This is a genomic window from Paenibacillus sp. FSL F4-0243 (genome assembly GCF_037963295.1).
Lineage (GTDB): Bacteria > Bacillota > Bacilli > Paenibacillales > Paenibacillaceae > Paenibacillus_AQ.
Genome location: NZ_CP150151.1, coordinates 1254923 through 1276489 on the forward strand (window position 1 = coordinate 1254923; position 21567 = coordinate 1276489).

General features: G+C 41.5%; 18 protein-coding genes and 1 riboswitch. Of the genes, 16 read left to right on the top strand and 2 right to left on the bottom strand.

Annotated features, from left to right (window positions below; translation table 11 throughout):
• Positions 1-109 precede the first annotated feature (109 nt).
• The 9 genes from NSS87_RS05610 (at position 110) to NSS87_RS05650 (ending at position 11446) form a co-directional block, all read left to right on the top strand.
• The gene (locus NSS87_RS05610; protein WP_339245438.1) at positions 110-1351 is read left to right on the top strand and encodes a Zn-dependent hydrolase; all 1242 of its coding nucleotides are present in this window, start codon (positions 110-112) and stop codon (positions 1349-1351) included.
• 233 nt (positions 1352-1584) lie between these two features.
• Positions 1585-1671: riboswitch (cyclic di-GMP riboswitch) on the top strand.
• Positions 1672-1790: 119 nt separating this feature from the next.
• Positions 1791-4025: an EAL domain-containing protein gene (locus tag NSS87_RS05615; RefSeq protein ID WP_339245441.1), complete on the top strand. Its 2235-nt coding sequence runs from the start codon at positions 1791-1793 to the stop codon at positions 4023-4025.
• A gap of 12 nt (positions 4026-4037) precedes the next feature.
• Positions 4038-5756, top strand: coding sequence for a methyl-accepting chemotaxis protein (locus tag NSS87_RS05620; RefSeq protein WP_339245443.1), 1719 nt, complete (start codon positions 4038-4040; stop codon positions 5754-5756).
• A gap of 278 nt (positions 5757-6034) precedes the next feature.
• Positions 6035-7012 (top strand): ring-cleaving dioxygenase, encoded by a 978-nt coding sequence (locus tag NSS87_RS05625; RefSeq protein WP_042185334.1) that lies wholly within the window; start codon positions 6035-6037, stop codon positions 7010-7012.
• A gap of 17 nt (positions 7013-7029) precedes the next feature.
• A complete protein-coding gene (locus tag NSS87_RS05630) occupies positions 7030-7635 on the top strand; it encodes a flavin reductase family protein (RefSeq protein ID WP_042185336.1) in 606 nt (201 codons plus the stop codon).
• A gap of 165 nt (positions 7636-7800) precedes the next feature.
• Positions 7801-8376: a TetR/AcrR family transcriptional regulator gene (locus NSS87_RS05635; RefSeq protein WP_339245446.1), complete on the top strand. Its 576-nt coding sequence runs from the start codon at positions 7801-7803 to the stop codon at positions 8374-8376.
• A gap of 69 nt (positions 8377-8445) precedes the next feature.
• Complete coding sequence (locus tag NSS87_RS05640) at positions 8446-9315, top strand: NAD(P)-dependent oxidoreductase (protein WP_339245447.1); 870 nt, start codon at positions 8446-8448, stop codon at positions 9313-9315.
• Between the two features lie 69 nt (positions 9316-9384).
• Positions 9385-10437: an LLM class flavin-dependent oxidoreductase gene (locus NSS87_RS05645; protein ID WP_339245448.1), complete on the top strand. Its 1053-nt coding sequence runs from the start codon at positions 9385-9387 to the stop codon at positions 10435-10437.
• Between the two features lie 40 nt (positions 10438-10477).
• The gene (locus NSS87_RS05650) at positions 10478-11446 is read left to right on the top strand and encodes an alpha/beta hydrolase (RefSeq protein WP_339245451.1); all 969 of its coding nucleotides are present in this window, start codon (positions 10478-10480) and stop codon (positions 11444-11446) included.
• 196 nt (positions 11447-11642) lie between these two features.
• Here NSS87_RS05650 and NSS87_RS05655 read toward each other — a convergent pair whose 3' ends face one another.
• Positions 11643-12182, bottom strand: coding sequence for an NADPH-dependent FMN reductase (locus NSS87_RS05655; protein WP_042124617.1), 540 nt, complete (start codon positions 12180-12182; stop codon positions 11643-11645).
• A 280-nt stretch (positions 12183-12462) separates the two neighbouring features.
• Here NSS87_RS05655 and NSS87_RS05660 point away from each other — a divergent pair, with 280 nt between their 5' ends.
• The 3 genes from NSS87_RS05660 to NSS87_RS05670 all read left to right on the top strand — a co-directional run bounded on the left by NSS87_RS05660 (position 12463) and on the right by NSS87_RS05670 (position 16294).
• Positions 12463-12915, top strand: coding sequence for a MarR family transcriptional regulator (locus NSS87_RS05660; protein ID WP_042185346.1), 453 nt, complete (start codon positions 12463-12465; stop codon positions 12913-12915).
• An 11-nt stretch (positions 12916-12926) separates the two neighbouring features.
• Positions 12927-14138 carry an MFS transporter gene (locus tag NSS87_RS05665; RefSeq protein ID WP_339245454.1) on the top strand — a complete coding sequence of 404 codons (1212 nt, stop codon included), beginning with the start codon at positions 12927-12929 and terminating at the stop codon, positions 14136-14138.
• A 386-nt stretch (positions 14139-14524) separates the two neighbouring features.
• Positions 14525-16294, top strand: coding sequence for a M3 family oligoendopeptidase (locus NSS87_RS05670; RefSeq protein WP_339245456.1), 1770 nt, complete (start codon positions 14525-14527; stop codon positions 16292-16294).
• Here NSS87_RS05670 and NSS87_RS05675 read toward each other — a convergent pair.
• Positions 16291-17871, bottom strand: a complete 1581-nt coding sequence (locus NSS87_RS05675) for a bifunctional metallophosphatase/5'-nucleotidase (RefSeq protein ID WP_339245458.1) — start codon at positions 17869-17871, stop codon at positions 16291-16293. The two genes, NSS87_RS05670 and NSS87_RS05675, sit on opposite strands and share 4 nt — an antisense overlap.
• A 173-nt stretch (positions 17872-18044) precedes the next feature.
• Between NSS87_RS05675 and NSS87_RS05680 the strand changes: the two genes are divergently transcribed.
• The 4 genes from NSS87_RS05680 (at position 18045) to phnE (NSS87_RS05695) (ending at position 21527) form a co-directional block, all read left to right on the top strand.
• The gene (locus NSS87_RS05680; RefSeq protein WP_042185354.1) at positions 18045-19022 is read left to right on the top strand and encodes a phosphate/phosphite/phosphonate ABC transporter substrate-binding protein; all 978 of its coding nucleotides are present in this window, start codon (positions 18045-18047) and stop codon (positions 19020-19022) included.
• A gap of 129 nt (positions 19023-19151) precedes the next feature.
• Complete coding sequence (phnC, locus tag NSS87_RS05685) at positions 19152-19934, top strand: phosphonate ABC transporter ATP-binding protein (RefSeq protein WP_339245462.1); 783 nt, start codon at positions 19152-19154, stop codon at positions 19932-19934.
• Between the two features lies 1 nt (position 19935).
• Positions 19936-20727, top strand: a complete 792-nt coding sequence (gene phnE, locus NSS87_RS05690) for a phosphonate ABC transporter, permease protein PhnE (RefSeq protein ID WP_042185358.1) — start codon at positions 19936-19938, stop codon at positions 20725-20727.
• Positions 20724-21527: a phosphonate ABC transporter, permease protein PhnE gene (gene phnE, locus NSS87_RS05695; RefSeq protein ID WP_042185360.1), complete on the top strand. Its 804-nt coding sequence runs from the start codon at positions 20724-20726 to the stop codon at positions 21525-21527. Before phnE (NSS87_RS05690) ends, phnE (NSS87_RS05695) begins: the two co-directional genes overlap by 4 nt.
• The last annotated feature ends 40 nt before the right edge of the window (positions 21528-21567 follow it).

A 21567-nucleotide genomic window follows, 5' to 3' on the forward strand; every position in this document is an offset into this window, starting at 1 on the left:
CACCTCATCAAGTAAGTAATTTTTAAAGACTAGCACTACCTCTATTGTATATCATTCACGAATTTTGATGAAACCATAATCATGAATACCCAGGATTGGAGATATTAGCATGGATAGAAAGAGAAGATATCAGGCTTTATTTGATAATATTAATCAATATAACTCGGGTGAGAAGGGCATCACTAGAATTGCCTATACAAATGAAGAGCAGACATGTACGAGTGCTTTTATGCGGATGTGTAAGGCTGAAAATTTAGATATTCGGATGGATCATTGCGGAAATGTGATCGCTAGAAGGAATGGGAAGATAGAAGGGCTCCCACCCGTTGTAATGGGCTCTCACTTGGATACGGTATACCAAGGTGGGAAGTACGATGGGGTAGTAGGTGTAACGGCTGCTTTGGAAGTGATCAAACGTCTAAACGAAAAAGGGATTGAAACGGATCATCCGATCGAAATCATCTCATTTGCCTGTGAAGAATCCTCGCGTTTTGGGATTTCAACAGTAGGCAGTAAAGTAATGTCAGGGTTATTTCAGAAGGAGAAATATAGATCTTTGAAGGACAAAGACGGTATTACCATGGAAAAGGCATTTTCGCTATGTGCACTGGATTATAACAATATTGATCAGGCGAGTAGAGAGAATGAAGAATTAAAAGCGTTTTTTGAATTACATATTGAGCAAGGTCCTGTCTTAATAAACAATAATAAAAGAATTGGAATTGTGACTGGAATTGCTGCACCCGTGAGGCTTCATATTCAAATATCAGGGAAGGCATCCCACTCTGGAACGACACCTATGAATATGAGAAAAGATGCTTTTCTGGGTGCCTCAGAAATAGCACTTGAGCTTGAGAAAGCAGCCAAACTCGAACAAGAATTTGGAACGGTTGCGACGCTAGGGGTGATAGATATCTTGAATGGCGCTATGAACGTGGTTCCGGGAGAGGTAGAAATTAAAATTGATATCAGATCTACTTCAGTGGCATCCAGGCAACGTGTGTTAGACCATTTGTATCAAACAATATCCTTAGTACAAGAAAATAGACAACTTGTAATTGAGAGTACGGAAATTATTTCGGAGGAACCCGTCCTATTATCTGATGAGATCAGTCAGGTTCTAGAATCGATTTGTGAAGAGAAAGGGATATCGAGTCAACGGATGATCAGTGGTGCAGGGCATGATGCCATGAACATGAACAAACTTTGCCCAGTAGGGCTTATCTTTGTTCCTTCTGTAGATGGACTTAGTCATCATCCCAATGAATATACAGACTTGGATGATATCATTATGGGGATTGATATTTTGGAAGAAGCTGTTCTTCGTTATGCGTGTGTAAGACAAACATAGTTCGTGTTGAGAAATAAGTCCCAATGTGACATATTTAAATGTTACATTGGGCTTTAGTATCTAATTTTATAATTGTTCGCAGAATTGTTGCTTTACATTAATAAATATTATATTAAAGTTAACATTGATATTTGTGAAAATTTTCCCATGGAAAAATTAAAATTTACTACGGAAATAGGTCTTTTGGAGGCAACCTATTATTAATAGAGTATTTATGACTAATAATAGTTAAAACAGAATATTGGTAAACCTATTGAAAAGTAGGGACACAAAGCCATAGGGTCTAAATCTACATATAGATATGACAGCCGGTTGCATGCAGTTGGAGTTTCTTGATCTTATTTTTTGATGCATATGCAGCCGTTATCATTCTGATAGCGGCTTTTTTTAATTCGTTTTCTAATAAAAACGTAATAAATCGGAAAAAGGATGATAGTACATGGATCAAACACAACCATTGAGAGTATGGAGAATGATAGGCCTCGTCATAATGGCAACGTTGATATTTTGGGGGTGCTCTTACTATTTCATAAAATGGACTGCTAACTCTTATGAGCAAGAAGCGGTTGCTGCTACATCAGAAGCTACGATACATGCGAGTAGATCGATTGGAAATATGATACATGGTGGATTAGATTCATTAGATGGAATTGCTGATTCTATTTCGGAAATCAATTATATGGACTGGGATAAGACCAAAAAATATCTGCATCACTTTGATAAAAAATATAATTTTATTCGAATTAGCATCAACAGCCCAGATGGTAAAGCTTACGCATCAGATGGGACAATGTTTGATGTATCAGATGAAGTAGGATTCCAAAAAGCTCTTCAGGGTATTAGCAGTATTTCTGATCCATTCTTAGATAAGATCTCCAATAAAGAAATTATCACGATCAATAGTCCACTTAAGTTTAAAGGTGAAGTGAAGGGTGCTTTATCTGCCAGCAAATATACACAGGATCTTTATGATGCTCTTGCAGTTTCCTTCTTTAAAGGTCATGGTTATTCTCAAATCATTGATCAAAAGGGACAAGTCATTATCAAATCGAAGAATCTCGAAGAGGATAAGTCAATTGATAACATATTCGAAAGTATAAGTATTGATTCTAGAAATAAGAAACAACTGCAAATCTTTAAAGAGAACATAACCGCAAAAAAATCTGGAGTAGGAATATTTTGGATTAACGGAGATAGCAAAATGGTTGGTTATTCTGGCATTCAGGGGGTTGAGGACTGGTATATTCTCTCCGTGATACCGAAAGATGTGATCATGGCCAAAGCGTCTCAAATGAGTCAGGCGACTTTTTTATTATGTGTAATCATGTTTGTCTTATTATTGATCATATTTGTTAACATTCTATTAAATAAGAGCAAAATTAGGAAACAGATGGAGAGGATTGCCTTTGAGGATGAGTTAACACATCTTCCTAGAACGAATAAATTTGTTATAGATGCTCAGTATTTACTTAAAGAGAAACAGAATACAAAGTTTGCTGTGTTGCAATTTGATATTGAACAATTTAAATACATAAATGAAATTGTCGGTTTTCATGAAGGAAATAGCATTTTGATTCAAGTGGCTAATAGCTTAACAGCAAACACATTAGACGAGGATGTCATTGGACGCTTAGGGGGTGATCGTTTTATTCTTTTCACTTCGTATGACAATAAGGCGGAATTATTCATCCGTATACAAGTACTTACTGAACAAATGAGCGACTATACGTTTGGAAATGAAGAAGGTTTTAGGCTAGTGATTAATTGTGGAATTTACTGTATAGATGATCGTCAGAGCGATATCCTCACATGTATTGACCGAGCAGGAATCGCTTGTAAGTCCATTAAAGGTGGATACAAGAGCTCATGCGCTTTCTTTGACGAACAATTGCTATTGCAGATACACGAAGAGCAAGACATCGTAAGAAAGATGGATGCTGCCATGACAAATGGTGAATTTATAGTATATTTACAACCGAAAATGGATCTGCGAGTGAACAGTTTTCATGGCGCTGAGGCATTGGTTCGATGGAATGATCCTCAGAAGGGACTTATATCTCCTGCAGTATTTATCCCCATATTTGAGAGAAATCGCTTTATCGTGAAATTAGATTTAATGGTGTTTAAATCAGTATGTATCATGTTGAGTAAATGGATCCAGGAAGGAATCCAGCCACTTCCGATTTCAGTGAATATATCGCTTATAACCCTATATCATAATGATTTCCTGCTCCATTTGACGAATATTATTAACAGCTACCAGGTACCTGCTAAATTGATAGAGTTAGAGCTGACCGAGTCTATTGTATTCCAAAATTTAGAGTTTGTTAGAGATATTTTGTTGGAGTTGAAACGTAAAGGATTTTCCATAGCTATCGATGATTTTGGGACAGGTTATAGTTCCTTAAATGTATTGCAATATTTCCCTGCTGATGTCATTAAGTTAGACAGGGCTTTTCTGATGAGTAAGTCAAATGATGAGACAGGGAAGATAGTAATTGCCAGTATGGTCAAGCTAGCTAGGGATTTAAATATGAAAGTTGTGGCAGAGGGAGTTGAGACAGAGGCGCAAATTGATTTTTTGAAACAAATAGATTGTGAAATCGCACAAGGATACTATTTCGCGAAACCAATGCCAGTAGTAGAATATGAAAGCTTAATTAAAAGTACATAGGGAGTGCAAAGCATGAGGAAAATGAGAAATTGGACTATCGTAGGCAAAATTACTGTTACTAATTCAATATTACTGTTAGGTGCTCTGATCATTGCGATCGTTGGTAGTGTGTATTTCAGCAATATGTATGCGAACTCTAGAAGTATGTATAAGAACGATCTTACGTCAGTTTATGCACTTGGGAAATTCGAATCTAATAATCATGAAATAGTAACCTTAACGAATAAGATGATCGCTAGTCATGATCCAAGCGAACTTCAAGAGAGTTATCAGAAAGTTGTTGAGCTTCAAGCTGAAAACAATGGAATCTTGAATAAGTATGAAGAAACACGTTCCCTCCCAAACGAAAAGGAGATTTATGCTGAAGTTTTATCATTAACGAAACAGTATCGGCAAATTCAGCTTCCGATGTTTGAGAAGATGCTAAATACCCCTACATATGATCCTGCTGAAGATATCATCTCTGATCTTGAAGCGTTAAATATGAAACGAAATGAAGACCTTGGAAAATTAGTTGAAATGAACTTAGGAAGTGCCCAATATGCAGATGTTCAGAATAAGAAGCTATTTCAAAAAGGACTTACGGTCAATATCATTGTTGCTTTTCTCGTTATCCTGATTTCAATCGGTTCATATTTGTCCTTGAGAAGATATTTCTCACGAGCAGTAACCATTATCCTGAACTTTTCAGAGGCGTTTGGTCGAGGAGATCTGACTCAAAGAGCTAAGTTTGATGCTGAAGATGAATTTGGTCGAATCGTGAAGTCGCTTAATCATTCGGCAGAGCAAGTACAAACCATCGTAACTAGTGCTTCTTCCTCAGCACAAGAGTTAGGTGCACTTAGCGAAGAATTATCTGCAACAGTTGAGGAAGTAAATGCTACAATGGATCAAATTTATAATTCCTCGCAAGAGGTTGCTTCTGGAAGTGAATCTTTAAGTGCTACAACAGAAGAAGTAAATGCAACAGTACAAGAGATTATCTCCAATGCAGATCTGCTAAGTGATAAGGCGGGAGTCGCACTAAATACCTCCGAAGGAATTCTGGTACAGGCAGCTTCCGCGAAGGAAAAGGCTGTAGCATCGATTCAATATGCGACAAGTTTGTATGCTGAGAAACAGAATTCCATTATGCACGCGATCGAGGCAGGGAAAGTTGTTAATGAAGTAAGAGAGATAGCTGGGTACATTTCAGAGATTGCAGCCCAAACGAATCTATTGTCCTTGAATGCTTCCATTGAAGCAGCAAGAGCTGGGGATGAGGGAAGAGGATTCGCTGTAGTTGCTAATGAAGTACGCAAACTTGCTCTACAGTCGGAGGAGTCGGTGGGGAAGATTCAGAAAATGACACTGCTAGTGGAAGATGCTTTTGAGAATGTGTCCTTTCAATCACAATCGCTGCTGGATTTTATCGATTCGACGGTGATAAGTGATTATGAGAGTTTCGAGCAAGTAAGTATGCAATATAAAAATGATGCCGATATGTTTCATGAGATTACAGGTGAAATGGTATCTTCAATGCACGGACTGAAGCTATCAATGGCAGAGGTAGATCAAGCGATGACGAATGTTGCCGCAGTATCTCAACAGTCTGCGGACAATGTAAGTGGCATTCGAAATCACATTTCAGATACATTACAAGCGTTTGAAGATGTGGCTGCTTCTTCTGAGCACCAGGCGAATATTGCGGAAATGATGAATGAGACGGTTGGTAAATTTGTGATCGAGTAAGAACCAAAACAAAACAGCCTTGTTCAGGATATCTATTTACATACTGAACAAGGCTGTTATCTTTTATAGTGTTTTGTTGACAACAACAAAGGAGTGTGCTAAATTTATCTTAAGTTAAAGATAATTAATGTAAAGATAATTTGTGAGATACATGTAATCGAATGTTGGAAAGATATTTTTTTTGGTGGATATCTTAACATTAAGATAATTCAATTAATCTTTCTTAAACTAGGGAATTATATTACTAAAATCAAACTAAACTTTAGGAGTGTATAATCATGAGAAATTTAAAAGGGATTCACCACGTAACAGCCATCACAAGCAGCGCAGAGAAAAACTACGAGTTTTTTACTTACGTATTGGGAATGCGTCTAGTGAAGAAAACCGTCAATCAAGACGATATTCAAACGTATCACTTGTTTTTTGCAGATGATAAGGGCAGTGCCGGAACGGATATGACGTTCTTTGACTTCCCTAACATTCCTAAAGGTGTTCACGGAACCAATGAGATCGCCAAGACATCCTTCCGAGTACCAACTGATGCTGCATTAGACTACTGGGTTAAACGTTTTGATCGCCTGGATGTGAAGCATACCGGAATTAAAGAGCAGTTTGGCAAAAAGACTTTATCCTTCGTAGATTTTGATGACCAGCAATATCAACTTATCTCCGATGAATTTAATGAAGGGGTCGCATCAGGTACACCATGGCAAAAAGGACCGATTCCTTTAGAGTTTGCGATCACTGGTTTGGGACCGATCTTTGTACGTATAGCTGACTTCAGCTATTTTAAAGAAATGTTGGAAAGAGTCATGCTGTTTAAAGAAATCGGACAGGAAGAGGCTTATCATTTGTTTGAAGTCGGCGAAGGCGGAAACGGGGCGCAAATTATTGTTGAACATAACGAGGACTTACCAAATTCACGCCAAGGTTTTGGTACGGTTCACCATGCGGCTTTCCGAGTAGAAGACCGTGCGATGCTGGATGAGTGGACTAAGCATTTTGAAGACTTTGGATTCCGTACTTCAGGTTATGTGGATCGTCATTTCTTCGAGTCGCTGTATACACGTGTTGCTCCACAAATCCTGTTTGAGCTTGCGACAGATGGACCTGGATTTATGGGCGATGAGGAATACGAAACGGTTGGAGAAAAGCTTTCATTGCCACCATTCTTAGAACCTAAACGTGAGCAAATTGAGAAGTTAGTACGCCCTATTGATACCGTTAGAAGCACGATCGATTTCGTGAAAGAGTGAAGAAGGAGCTGGGGAGATTGATTTCGATTGATCCGAAGCAAAATAGTGAGCGGGAAAATTATAAGTTATTAATTGGTACTGTTATTCCTAGGCCCATTGCTTTTGTCACTACTCAATCAGAAGATGGCATTTTGAACGGTGCGCCGTTTAGCTATTTTAATATCGTCTCGTCTAATCCTCCGATGGTTTCACTGTCTATTCAAAGACCAGCGGGGCGATTAAAAGATACAGCCCGTAATATCTATAACAATCATCAGTTTGTTGTGCATATTGTAGATGATGAGAATGTTGGGAAAATCAATCAAACCGCTGCTTCATTGCCAAGAGCAGAAAGTGAAATTGAACTTGCCAATCTTACACCGGTCCCAAGTAAAAATATAGCTGTACCTGGTGTATTGGAAGCAAAGGTTCGAATGGAATGTAAGCTTGTACAAGCGATACCTCTAGGGGAAGAAGAACCTGGAAGTGATCTATTCATTGGCGAGATTGTTCAGTTTCATATCGATGAATCGATTTATCAGGAGGGGCGGATTGACCCTAGAGCCTTAAATGCAGTGAGTCGTTTGGCGGGATCAAATTACGCAACGATTGGTGAGATTTTTGAGATTGAAAGACCGAAATAATAAACTAAGACCTGTTCGTAAGCGATGAAGCCTACCGAGCAGGCCTTTTTGTGTGCAAATTATAGTTCATCAGCTATGCCAAGCAAACCGTAAGGTTTTCTCTCGAAGTTTATCTGGACTGATCGTTCCAGATATGTTATATTGCCATTACAGGAGGTGTTACTCATGGCAAGGACAAGAGAGTTTAACGAGGATCAAGCACTACATCAAGCGATGCTGTTGTTTTGGAAAAAGGGTTATGAGGCAACAAGCATACCGGACTTGCTGCAGGTTATGGGCATTAGCCGATCTAGTCTTTACGATACTTTTTCTGACAAGCAAACGTTGTACATTGCCGCACTGGAACATTACAAAAAGGTAAGCTTCAATAGACAGGTCATTCTTGAACAGGCGTCAAGCGTTAGAGCAGGGATTCAACAATTTTTTGAGCAACATATTACTTCAGCGTACGATACGAGCCTACCCGGCGGGTGTTTTGTAACGAATGCAGCTACAACACTAGAGTCGCGGGATGAAAAAATAAATGAATTGATAAAGACTAGTTTTTTGAATTTAGAACAGGCTTTTTGCGAGCTTTTGGAAAAAGGCCGACAATCAGGCGAACTTGATAAAACCACTGATGTCAAAGCGTGGTCTTATTTATTGCTGAATTTACATCAAAGCATAAATATTATGGCAAAAGCAGATCAAGATCAGCAACGTGCCAAAGAGATGATAAGCTTTGTAATTGCAGGAATATAAATTTTTTTTGGTTATTCTGGAACGATCGTTCCGTTATTGTAAATCATCCTTAATGCGGAGAAGAGACTTATGAAAATATCATTTATCGGGCTTGGGAAAATGGGCTTTCCAATGGCCCAAAATTTGTTGAAAGCTGGTAATGAATTAATCGTTTTTAATCGTACTCGTGAAAAAGCGCAACCCCTAATAGATCAAGGAGCGCATTATGCCGAGACACCATTGGAGGCAGCACAAAAGAGCGATATGGTCATAACCATGCTTTCTGACGATGCCGCTTTGGAGGAGATTGTTGAGGGTCCGAATGGAATTTTGAATGGATTATCAGAAAAAGGAATTCACATATCTGCCAGTACGATCAGTGTAGATCTGGCTCGGAAATTATCCGCGGCGCATGCGGAGAGAAAGCAATACTTTGTGTCTGCCACAGTGCTGGGGCGTCCGGATGCCGCTAAAGCAGCTAAATTGCGCATCATTTTGGCAGGTCCGGAGCAAGCCAGACGACAGTTAATTCCTGTTTTAGAACAATTAGGTCAGGAAATATTCGAGATTGGGGATTATAGCGAAGCAGGAAATGTTGTGAAAATAGGCGTAAACTTTTTAATTGCTTCTATGCTGGAAGCTTTATCAGAAACGCAGCTGATGGTAGAAAAGTATGGCATAGAGCCAGCCCGTTTTATGGATGTGGTGAATGCTCTTTTTCAATCTCCCTTATATCAGAACTATGGGGCGATAATGACAGAACAGCGGTTTGAACCAGCAGGTTTTAAAATGAAGCTAGGGCTGAAGGATGTTGCACTGGCTATAGAGGCAGCGCAGTCCGTCCAAGCTCCTCTACCTTTGGGCCAACTTATCCATCATCATTTATCTGATGGAATAGCCCGTGGTTATGGTGAGATGGATTGGACAGCTTTAATCCGTTGTCTAGAGCATTCTTCTTAAAAAATAGGGTTGCCCCAAATCTCTGTTGGTTGTAGTGCAGGAGAAAAATTAAAAGAGGTGTGATAAATCATGGAAATAGGTGTTACTTCGTTCGTAGAAACAAAGCCTGATATTGAGACTGGAATTGTAATGAGTCATGCACAGCGATTACGAGAAGTAGTCGAAGAAATCGTCCTTGCGGATCGGGTGGGACTTGATGTTTTTGGTATCGGTGAGCATCATCGTGAAGATTATGCAGCTTCTTCACCAGCAATCGTGTTGTCCGCTGCTGCGTCCTTAACTAAACGGATTCGCCTGACTAGTGCTGTGACGGTCCTTTCATCTGCCGATCCTGTACGTGTGTTTCAGGATTTCGCTATGCTTGATGGCATCTCCAATGGACGAGCCGAGATTATAGCGGGCCGGGGTTCATTCGTTGAATCCTTTCCGTTGTTTGGTTATGGCTTACATGACTATGATGAGCTATTTAATGAAAATATCGAACTGCTTATGAAAATACGGGAATCCGAGAAAGTAACTTGGAAGGGAGGCCATCGGCCAGCAATTCATAATTTGGGTGTATACCCGCGGCCCGTCCAAAGCTCTTTACCAATATGGATTGGCAGCGGAGGTACGCAAAGCTCTGCCGTTCGTGCAGGACTTTTGGGTCTGCCATTGATGTTGGCGATCATTGGTGGGAATCCAATGAATTTTGCTCCGCTTGTAGAGCTGTACAAGAAGGCGGCGGCCCGCGCTGGACATGATGTATCGCAGCTTCAGGTGGGATCTCATTCGATTGGATTCGTCGCAGAAGATACGAAACGGGCAGCAGATATCTTTTTTCCATCTACCCAGTACGGCATGAACAAGCTCGGCAAAGAACGAGGATGGTCGTATTACGACCGCTCCAGCTATGATGCGGCCCGAAGCTTTGAGGGCGCATTGTACGTTGGAGATCCGGAAACAGTTGCTCAGAAGATCATTCATCTACGGAAGCATGTAGGAATAACACGCTTTATGATGTATGTTCCACTAAGCACGATGCCGCATGAACTTGTGTTGCGGGCTATAGAACTGCTCGGAACGGAGGTTGCTCCACGAGTACGAGAGGAAATTGCCAAGTGGGAGGCTGAGAAGGAATAAGGATTATACAAGCAATCATTATTGTATTGGAGGGATTTTCTTGAGTATCGATAAACGTATACTACCAGAATTAAGAGAGGCATATTCACAATTTCCAGGGTTTCAATTGGAAGAGAATTTAGAGTGGAGCAGAAGTTTAGTGTCGGCTCCGTCACTGAAGAGGTCAGAGCATGTAAACACAACCAGTCGAAAAATTCCGGGTGTTGCAGGGGAGATACTGGTAAAAATTTATGAACCTGCTGGGCGAAATGCTGACAAGCTTCCAGCTATGCTGTGGATTCACGGTGGCGGATACGTGTTGGGACATCCTGATATGGACGATGAGTTGTGTGAACGCTTTGTTCAGACGGCTAGATGTGTTGTCGTGTCGGTTGATTATAGGCTGGCACCCGAGCACCCCTATCCAGCTGCAATCGAAGATTGTTATGCTGGCTTAGTATGGATGACGGAGGAGGCGGAATCGCTTGGCATTGATGAGAATCGGGTTGCGATTGCTGGTGCAAGCGGTGGCGGCGGGCTGACAGCAGCACTTGCGCTGATGGCACGAGACAAAGGTGGACCATCCATTATCTTTCAGATGCCGTTGTACCCGATGCTCGACAACCGTAACATTACGCCATCAAGCCATGAGATTACGGAAGAAGGTGCAATCTGGAACCGGACGGACAACTTAACGGCTTGGAACATGTACCTGGGCGAGGAGAACGATGCCAGCAGGATATCTTCCTACGCGGTACCAACGAGAGCGGAGAACTTAGCAGGACTGCCACCAACCTATACTTGTGTAGGTCAGCTTGATCTTTTCCGAGATGAGACGATCGAATATGTAACACGACTTGCGCATGCAGGTGTAGATATCGAATTTAACCTGTATCCCGGATGTTTTCATCTTTTCGAAATATTCGTTCCAGAAGCGGAAGTGAGTCAGCGCGCCGTTCAGAGCTATATGGATGCGATGGCCCGGGCACTTCACCCCAAACACTCTCCATCCTCAAGCGAGAGCTGTTAATAATGCAAGCACAAACCATATGATCATTGCTCCTTGTTGTAGATTGAAATCCTCGCCGATTATGCGAGAAAAGATTCTATACAAGGTGGTCATTTCATCATACAAAAAATACACCCCTTAGAATCGACCGGACAAACCATAGGTTTATCCATGTCTATTCTTAGAGGTGTATTTCATAATATTAAAGCGGGTGATCTTAACGAAGCGTCTTGAGCGCACCGCTCCAAGCCAATACTTGATCAAGCATGCCATTTACATTGGTCAGGTGAAGATCCGCTGGTTTGAACACAGAACCGTTCTCGAAATCAGTGAACAGGGACAGGGCTGGATGTACACGAACATCTGCTACAGACAGCTCTCCCAAGATCCCACGTAAATGCTCAGCTGCACGAGCCCCACCTACAGAACCATAACTCACGATACCCGCTGCTTTGTTGTTCCAAGCTTCACGCGCGTAATCGAGTGCATTTTTCAGTGATGCGGAAATACTGTGGTTGTATTCTTGAACGATAAATACGAAACCGTCTAACGTAGCAAGCTTTGTATTCCAAGCAGTTGCTTGTTCAGTAGCATCAACTTCTCCCATTAGTGGAAGTTTGAAGTCCGCGATATCTACGATCTCATAATTAGCATCTCCACGTGCATCTGCTACCTTTTTAACCCATTCCCCTACTTGTGGGCTTAAACGACCTTGACGAGTACTTCCCAGAATGATTCCGATGTTTAATTTAGACATTGTTTGTTCCTCCTCGATTTTTGTTCTACCAAATAGTTTGTCTAGAAATCCCATGAATTACACAACCTTTAAATAAATAATATTAAGCGTGTTACGCTCTAGTTGTCTTTAAGTTAAGTATCTTTAACATGAGATAATAATACCGTGTTTAGTTTACTTTGTCAAGCAACTTAATAATAGTTAGTTTATAATTTTGTCTCACCTTTACAAATTTAGTTGTCTAGAATATAATTGTTTAAGCAACTATTAAAAAGAAGATGAAATGAGAAGAGGTCTGATCATGACGACAAAGCATAACCAATCCGAACTTACGTTAGGATTTATGATGGGAACGACCTATCGTAAATTAAGCGCGTTATTCCAAAATGGGCTAAAGGAATATGATATAACACCTGAGCAATGGTCAGTGCTTTTTCAAGTCGACAGAACGGAAGGGCTGATTCAGAAGGATATCGCGAAGCGTTCGGGTAAGGATAAACCAACTACGACGCGAATTCTGGATCACTTGGAAGGAAAAGGACTGGTCTATAAAAGAACCGGGGAGAATGATCGGCGTTCTTTTAAGGTTTATATTACGGAAAAAGGAAGAGCTCTGATTAAGGAGACCTTTCCTATTGAGGATCAAGTCACAGACGAGATTATGAACTGTATTTCCAGTGATGAATATGAGCTGCTCATGGGGTTGTTGCTAAGAATAAACAATCATATTGATCAAATAAATGATGGAGAGTAGGAACGTAAGTTATGCCAGAACAACAAGAACTACGTACGAAACTATGGACCAAGTCTTTTATTGCTTTAACGTTTAGTGCTTTATTTTTATTTATGAATTTACAGATGCTGCTATCTTCATTTCCGTCTTATGTTAAAAGTGAATTTCAAGCCGGAGATATTATGGTCAGCTTGGTTACAAGTGTATTTGCGCTAACTGCGATTGCTTCACGTTTTATGACTGCTTTTCTGATGCGGAGGGTTAGCCGCAATGTACTACTGTATATTGGTTTAGCTATCGCGGCCGCCATAACCGGTCTTTATGTGGTAGCAGACTCAATCGGGTCACTATTGCTGATGCGGGTAGGCTATGGGATTGGGTTCGGGATTGCCAGCACGATTATTCCCACGATTGTTTCACAGATTATTCCTAGCAAAAGAATGGGCGAAGGGATCGGCTATTTCGGCTTATCAACCAGTCTTGCAATGTCCATTGGTCCTATGATTGGTTTGAACGTAATGAAGCAATCGGGGTTCGGAACACTGGCGATGATCGGAACATTCACCTTGCTTCTTGCCTTTCCAGTCTTATTGTTCTCACGTTCACTTCCAGCTGTACCGAAAAAACAGCCTATTGAGCGATCCATTGCACCATCCAAACCACTCAAGGTTCCTTTTAATACAAAGTTAGTATTGCCTGCAATACTGAATGTCTTACTCGCGATCACTTATGGTGGATTGCTTAGCTTTATCGCTTTGTTCGGCGAAGCGGTGCATTTAGAGCAAGTGGGTTTGTTCTTTTTATTTAACGCGATTACGATCATCATTATTAGACCTATTTCCGGCAGATTATTTGATAAAAGAGGTCCGGCTGCTGTTCTGATTCCCGCAGCGGTTTGTGTCGTCGCGAGCTTAACAGTGCTCTCGTATACAACATCCATGCCAATGCTCATTATATCCGCATTGCTGTATGGACTCGGCTTTGGAGCTATCCAGCCTACTATACAGGCTTGGATGCTTCGGACATCTACACCTGCACAGTATGGTATGGCGAACAGTATGTTTTATAACTCAACAGATTTAGGGGTAGCCAGTGGGGCCATTATTCTTGGGGCAATCTCGGCGGCATCCGATTATGGGATGATGTATCGTTATTCTGCTGGGTTCATGGTGCTGTTTCTAATTATTTATATTGGGATTCAGATTACTAAGGCCAGAAATAACCCTTCAGCTTTAAGCCAATAAGGGATGATTTCAGATTAAGCTAATCTTTAGGTACTATTCATATCGTTTTAAGCTAAGGGGGTTATAGTAATCACATAACCCCCTTAAATATAGACCTTGACCCTGCCGGACGTTGGCAGGGTCCTTTTTTTGTTGATGAAGAGGACAGAGATCTGTAGATTAAGCCAATCTTTATCTACTATTCATATTCTTTTAAGCTAAGAGGGTTATAGTAATCACATAACCCCCTTATAATATAGACCTTGACCCTGCCATACGTTGGCAGGGTCCTTTTTTTTTGTTCTTGCGCCATCCCGAAAACATAGGTAGTATACAGATTTTACCCACTAAGGACGGTATAATGAAGAAATCAGGGATGGCCAAAGAAGTAGAGGAGAGGTTCACAAATGAATATGACATGGAATCTGGATAGCTTATATCCTTCCTTTGAGTCAGAGAAGTTAAAAGGCGATCGTGAGCTACTCGGTCAACTTATTATAGATTTGAAAGCCTGGGCTGAGGGCAATCTAAAGCTTGAGGGTGTTTCCGTCGCAGGGATCGAGGACTTTCTAAGACTCTACAACGATTATAAAAGCGTATATGTATGTTTATTAGCCTATGCAGAGTTAACCCTTAGCGCAGACAGCAGTTCTGAGGAAGCCATGAATCTTGCTGATGATATTGAACATATGAGCTCAGAGATTGCTGGGGTAGTTGCGGGTTTTAAACGATGGATTAGCACTTGTGAACACATAGATGAGCTTATCGTTAGCTCAACTTATCTTTTGAAACATCAATTTTATTTAAAGGAGCTTCTTCTGCAATCCCGTTATGTGTTAAATGAGGAAGTAGAAGTTGCGATTGCCAGAATGCAGAGCACGGGTTCCAAAGCGTGGGGAAGGCTCTACATGGAGAGCGTATCGAGTACACTTGCAGATGTGGTAATACAAGGGGAAACTAAGAAAGTAACGCTTGCGGAACTAAGGAGTATGGCCTATGAGAATAACGCTAAATTAAGAAAAGCGGCTTATGAAGCCGAGGCTGAAGCTTGCAGTCGTATTGCTGGGGTTTGTGCAGCTTGCATGAATGGAATAAGTGGTGAGGCGCTAACGATTTATGGCATGCGTGGATATCAATCTTCTCTGGAAAAGGTGTTAGTGGCATCGCGAATGGACAGTGAAACTTTATCGGCAATGCTCGCCGCTCTTCAGGAGAGTTTGCCAGCTTTTCATACCTATTATCAAAAGAAAGCCGAACGGCTGGGACATTCCACAAAGCTGCCTTTTTACGATATTTTTGCACCGATTGGCGAAGAAAGTGTAAAAATCTCTTACGAAGATGCTCAAAAAACAATTGTCTCTAGCTTCGGAACCTTTAGCGAGGAATTGGCCAATTTAGCTCAAAAGGCTTTTGATCAGCAATGGATTGATGCAGAACCTAGAGCGGGTAAGGGTGGATATGGGCTCTGCATTGATATTTTTCCGATAGGCGAGAGCAGAATCATGACACAGTTCACTGGAAATGCTATAGATATTAGTATTCTTGCCCATGAGCTCGGCCATGCATATCATAGCTCCTGTCTGGGAGAAGAAACGATGCTGAACACAGATTATCCGATACCGATTGCCGAAACGGCTTCGATCTTTTGCGAGACGATCGTAAATCAGGCACTACTCACTAGTTCGACCAAGAAGGAAACGCAGCTTATATTGGAGAGAAGTATTTCCGATGCTGGGTATTATCTTGTAGACTTCTATGCCCGTTATTTATTTGAGCTTAAACTATATGAGAGAAGAACCTCGGGTCCGCTTCCTGTTCAAGAGCTGAACGAACTGATGATTGCTTGTATGGTGGAAGCTTACGGTGAGAGCATTGATCCTGATACGATCCATCCTTACATGTGGATGAACAAGGCCGGATATTTTATGGCTGGTTATGAATTTATGAACTTCCCGTATTCTTTCGGACTGTTATTCGCTAAAGGACTCTACGCAGAATATTTAAAAAAGGGCGAGGAGTTTGTCGCCCGGTATCGTCAGTTCCTTAGTGCTACCAGCAAGCATAATATTGCAGATGTAGCAAAGTTTATGGATATTGATGTACACTCCATTGATTTTTGGAGAGGTGCTTTAATGCTGATTGAAACCGATATTGAGGCATTCATCAGTACGACCTAAACAACTCTCCAGTTGTGATCACAGGTAGCTTCAATTTGGCCGCGTTTTTCAATGTAATTCGTGACAATTTCAGACATGTCGATCAGTACTTCTTTGATAATCGGCTTGCCCTTATACATCTCATAATCTCCACCGCCGCTTGCTCTATAGTTGTTCATAACAACATCATATTCCTTAGAGTCCTCCACAGGCTGCCCACGATGCAGCAGATGGAGGACTCTTTTGCCTACAGGTTTATTGACATGAAGCTCGTAGTGGATGCCTTCCCACATATCATAATTGTAATGTTGCGATTTAGGTTCTACATAAGCAGGGTTAACAATTACATTTCCCTCTAGATCCTTTTGAAAATAGTTGGCGGTTTGTTCCAGTGCCTCTTTTATATCTTGTCCGGTCAGTCTTAGCACAGTTAGCGTGTTAGGATAAATGAAGTTGGAAAGAATATCTCTCCGGGTAATGGTGTTACTGAAGCCCTTGCAATCGTTGCTGAGTAAAGCTGCTGTCGAGATCTCTACACCTGTAGCTTCCATTTGTACCTTATTCATAAATTCTATAAAGGGATGGTCAGCCAATCGGCATTCATCTGCACTAGAAATAGAAAGGTCACCGATAACTGTACCTATTCTCTCATCCAACCAGGCTTCTGTTTCTGATTCAAGCGTGCTGCTAAGCTCTAGAATTGTATCATCTACAGCGGTCTTGTCGTCTACAGCAAGGAGTTCGGCTTGTTTACTCTTAATCTTCCAACGTTCGTTTTCTTTTTGAAAGACTACTGAAATCTTACCGAGGGAATGTCCATTACAACCAGGCTGTATGATCGTCACACCATTTAGCTCACTAGCTATGAAGCGATGCTGATGTCCGGTAATTAATACATCTAAGCCTTCAACCTCTGTGCACATTGCATAGGCTTGATTCTCTCCAGTTAGTCTCTCTACAGGTTCACCACTAAGGAGGTCGCGCTCGAACCCGCCATGATAAGCTACAACGAGTAAATCGGGCTGTTCTTCTTCTCTAATAGTGGCACACCAAATCTTTACAGTCTCTAACGAATCCTTGAATTGAAGTCCTTCTATATGGACAGGATTCTCCCAGTGGGGAATGTAATGTGTGGTAACTCCTAGAATGGCTACTTTGATTTTTTTGTCTATCCATTTGATGATATAGGGTCTACCAAATGCAGGTTTACATGTCGCGCGATCTATAATTCCAGCAGATAACCAAGGGAATTTGGAATCCTGAATGGCTTTATTAAGCAGTGGCTTACCAAAATTAAATTCATGGTTGCCAATAATTGCAGCGTCATATTTCAATTCATTCAATGCAGCTATGCCTGGATTTAGTTCGTCACTGTACTGTGTGGCTGCATAATAAGCTAGCGGTGTACCTTGAATAAGATCACCGTTATCGAGAAGTATTAGCTCTGGACAATGGGATCTTTCTTGTTTAATAAGGCTAGCAATGGTTGCTAAGCCTTTTTGTTGTTTCTCACCCGTGCGGTAATCAATGGGCCCTAAATGCCCATGTAGATCACTTGTTATGAGGATTTCGCAGGTTAAGGTGTTGTCTTTATTCATGGGTAGCCTCCTACGGATAATAAGTTCAGACCTCATTCTATCAGATAATTTGGAAATTTTAAGAGATTAAAATAAATTTTACATATATTTAATAGTTAGAGGCCTTAGATTTAATACAAAATATTTATAGTCTAGAAGTACTAAAAAAAAAGAGAACAGTGGAGGTCTTTCGTTTGAGAAAAATAAGTAAATTCGTATTGCCGCTAATGATGTCTATTACTTTGCTTAGTGGTTGTGGTGCTAATAACACTGCTAATACTGCAAACCAAGGATCGACGGATGGAGCAAATGCACCGAAGGAAACGGCAGCTCCTGTAGCAGAGGGTTATGTTCCAGAGAAGCTCACAGTACAATTTGTCCCTTCCCAAAATGCGGATACGCTCGAAGCTAAGGCGAAACCTCTTGAAAAATTACTGGGTGATAAACTCGGTATTCCTGTAGAAGTAAGTGTCTCTACTGATTACAACACTGTTATCGAAGCTATGGCTTCCAAAAAAGTAGATTTAGGTTTCCTTCCTCCAACAGCTTACGTATTGGCAAAAGAAAAAGGAGCTGCTGAAGTTATTCTTCAAGCTCAACGTTTTGGTGTAAATGATGAAACGGGTGCTCCGACAGATGAATTGGCTGACTTCTATAAATCTATGATTATCGTTAAGAAAGATTCTGCGATCCAATCCGTTGCCGATTTGAAAGGCAAAAAAATCGCTTATCAAAACGTTACATCCTCAGCAGGTTTTGTATGGCCGGCTGCAACACTAATGGATGCAGGACTTGATCCGTTGAAGGATGTACAAGCTATCACGGTTAAGGGACATGACCAAGGCGTACTTGCTGTACTGAACGGTGATGTAGATGCCGCAGCTATTTTCCAGGATGCTCGTAATATAGTCGTTAAGGATTATCCGAAAGTATTTGAAGATACTCGTGTTCTCGCCTTTACTGATAAAATCCCTAATGACACGATTTCGGTCCGTTCAGATATGAATAAGGAATGGATTGAGAAGATTCAGCAGGCGTTTATTGATATCGCTGCTGACAAAGAAGGACATGAGATTATCAAAGATATTTACTCGCATGAAGGTTATGTGAAGTCACAAGATAGCAACTTTGACATTGTTCGTGAATACAACAATAAAGTAAAAACAGAGTAGTTCAGGCCGTTCAAGGATACAACGATGTTGGTGTATAACAGGAACTAAGGATAGCCAGCTCCGGATTCCCCCCGGACCTGGCTTTCTCTTTTATACGAATATACGAAAACACAAAAAGGAATGATTTTCATGATAGAGCTTCGTAATGTGTCCAAGACGTATCTAAACGGAACCAAAGGCTTAAACAACATTAACCTGACTATTCCAGCTGGAGAATTTGTAGCTATTGTTGGTCTTTCGGGTGCGGGAAAGTCAACCCTGCTACGTTCCATTAACCGGCTTCATGATATTTCAGAAGGTGATATTCTTATAAATGGGCAATCCATCACGAAGGCAAAGGGAAGCCAGCTCCGAATGATCCGTAGAAATATCGGAATGATCTTCCAAAGCTTCAACTTGGTGAAACGTACGACTGTGCTTCGTAATGTATTGGCAGGGCGGGTCGGCTATCATTCCACAATACGGACGATAATTGGCAAATTCCCACAGAAGGATATTGATTTAGCCTTCGAGTCTCTCGATCGGGTCAATATTGCTGAGAAGGCCTACACACGTGCAGATCAACTATCTGGAGGTCAGCAACAGCGTGTGGCTATTGCTCGTGTTCTTGCGCAGGAGGCACAAATTATCCTTGCAGATGAACCTGTCGCTTCACTGGATCCACTGACGACCAAGCAGGTTATGGATGATTTGAAAAACATTAATATGGAGCTTGGGATTACGACCATCGTGAATTTGCATTTTATCGACCTCGCTAGAGAATATGCCACCCGGATTATTGGGCTCCGGGCAGGAGAAGTGGTCTTCGATGGTCCTGTATCCGAGGCCACCGATGAGAAATTTGCTGAGATTTACGGCAGACCGATTCATCAGGATGAGTTGTTAGGTGAGCCTGTAAGCGGAGGCATGTGATATGAGTGTGAATGCAGAGAAGCTACATCCCAAACCACCAAGGAAGATAAAGCATTATTTTACAGCCATTATATTAGTAGTATTACTGTGGAGAAGTGCGGTCTTGACCGATTCATCCATTGGAGAGCTGATCTCCGGTCTGCCAAATATGCTGGATCTGCTTAAGGAAATGTTCCCTCCAAACTGGGGGTATTTTGACAATATTATAGATGCGATGCTGGAGACGATCCGGATGGCATTGGTCGGTACAACGTTTGGTGCCATTCTGGCGGTTCCCATTGCCCTACTGTGTGCAAGCAATATTACGCAAAGCCGATGGCTTCATTATCCGGTACGTATGCTGCTGAATTTGATCCGCACAATTCCCGATCTACTGCTGGCTTCTATTTTTGTCGCCATTTTTGGCCTTGGTGCGCTTCCGGGAATATTTGCTTTGACGGTATTTTCGCTAGGGCTGATCGCCAAGCTTACCTATGAATCGTTGGAGACGATTGAACAGGGACCTTTGGAAGCAATGACTTCAGTCGGAGCGAATAAGACTCAACGAATTATGTTCGGCGTCATTCCGCAGGTACAGGCTCATTTCATGTCTTATGTGTTGTATGCCTTTGAGATTAATGTCCGTGCTGCAGCAGTTTTAGGTTTGGTAGGCGCGGGTGGAATCGGCCATTACTATGAAGTGACATTAGGCTTTTTAGAATACGATAAGACTTGCACTATCATCTTGTTCACATTAGCAGTAGTCTTGATTATTGATTATGTAAGCACTAAGCTGCGGGAGAAATTAATATGAGTAAATCATGGAATACCCTAGTACCCAAACCTCGTAAAAATCGTTTCCGATGGCTGATTTATGTAGCATTAGCGGCAGTGTACATCTGGGCTTTTTCGGGAGTGCCGTTTAATGGATTTAAAGAAACCGCTGGGATCATTACTAAGGCCATCTTTGCCGGGATATTCTCTCCTGACTGGGCCTTCGTTTATTTACCAGATGGGGAGGATCTGCTTCGAGGATTACTTGAGACGTTGGCTATTTCAATTTTAGGGACTTTTATCTCGACCTTCATATGTATCCCCTTTGCTTTTTGGGCTGCGGTCAACATGAGCAAGGGAAAGGCGATTTCGGGCTCCGGCAAGCTAATATTAAGCTTTATACGGACATTCCCTGAGATCATTATGGCTTTGCTGTTCATCAAGGCTGTTGGGCCGGGTTCATTTGCGGGTGTACTGGCTCTAGGACTGCATTCCGTCGGCATGCTCGGCAAATTGTTCGCGGATGAGATTGAGAATATTGATAACGGTCCGCTCGAAGCCTTAATCTCTTCTGGTGCCAGCCGCATGCAGGTGTTATGGTTTGCTGTTGTGCCGCAGGTATTGCCAGGCTTTCTATCCTACACTTTATACAGATTCGAAATTAACGTTCGCTCAGCTACGATTCTGGGTGTGATTGGAGCAGGCGGGATTGGCACACCGTTAATCTTCGCCCTCAGTTCACGGAATTGGGACCGTGTCGGAATTATCCTGCTAGGTATCATTGCGATGATTACGATTATTGATCTGATTTCCGGCATGATTCGGAAGAAGCTAGTGTAACAGAATCGCATAATTACATGTTAGACAAAGACCTCCTTAG

What these genes read in the sequence shown, in the direction of transcription:
- NSS87_RS05660 (WP_042185346.1), top strand. Translation starts at nt 12,463, where the DNA reads ATGACGACAAAGCATAACCAATCCGAACTTACGTTAGGATTTATGATG.
- phnE (WP_042185358.1), top strand. Translation starts at nt 19,936, where the DNA reads ATGAGTGTGAATGCAGAGAAGCTACATCCCAAACCACCAAGGAAGATA.
- NSS87_RS05620 (WP_339245443.1), top strand. Translation starts at nt 4,038, where the DNA reads ATGAGGAAAATGAGAAATTGGACTATCGTAGGCAAAATTACTGTTACT.
- NSS87_RS05665 (WP_339245454.1), top strand. Translation starts at nt 12,927, where the DNA reads ATGCCAGAACAACAAGAACTACGTACGAAACTATGGACCAAGTCTTTT.
- NSS87_RS05675 (WP_339245458.1), bottom strand. Translation starts at nt 17,871, where the DNA reads ATGAATAAAGACAACACCTTAACCTGCGAAATCCTCATAACAAGTGAT.
- NSS87_RS05625 (WP_042185334.1), top strand. Translation starts at nt 6,035, where the DNA reads ATGAGAAATTTAAAAGGGATTCACCACGTAACAGCCATCACAAGCAGC.
- NSS87_RS05655 (WP_042124617.1), bottom strand. Translation starts at nt 12,182, where the DNA reads ATGTCTAAATTAAACATCGGAATCATTCTGGGAAGTACTCGTCAAGGT.
- NSS87_RS05645 (WP_339245448.1), top strand. Translation starts at nt 9,385, where the DNA reads ATGGAAATAGGTGTTACTTCGTTCGTAGAAACAAAGCCTGATATTGAG.
- NSS87_RS05640 (WP_339245447.1), top strand. Translation starts at nt 8,446, where the DNA reads ATGAAAATATCATTTATCGGGCTTGGGAAAATGGGCTTTCCAATGGCC.
- NSS87_RS05615 (WP_339245441.1), top strand. Translation starts at nt 1,791, where the DNA reads ATGGATCAAACACAACCATTGAGAGTATGGAGAATGATAGGCCTCGTC.
- NSS87_RS05610 (WP_339245438.1), top strand. Translation starts at nt 110, where the DNA reads ATGGATAGAAAGAGAAGATATCAGGCTTTATTTGATAATATTAATCAA.
- phnE (WP_042185360.1), top strand. Translation starts at nt 20,724, where the DNA reads ATGAGTAAATCATGGAATACCCTAGTACCCAAACCTCGTAAAAATCGT.
- NSS87_RS05670 (WP_339245456.1), top strand. Translation starts at nt 14,525, where the DNA reads ATGAATATGACATGGAATCTGGATAGCTTATATCCTTCCTTTGAGTCA.
- NSS87_RS05635 (WP_339245446.1), top strand. Translation starts at nt 7,801, where the DNA reads ATGGCAAGGACAAGAGAGTTTAACGAGGATCAAGCACTACATCAAGCG.
- phnC (WP_339245462.1), top strand. Translation starts at nt 19,152, where the DNA reads ATGATAGAGCTTCGTAATGTGTCCAAGACGTATCTAAACGGAACCAAA.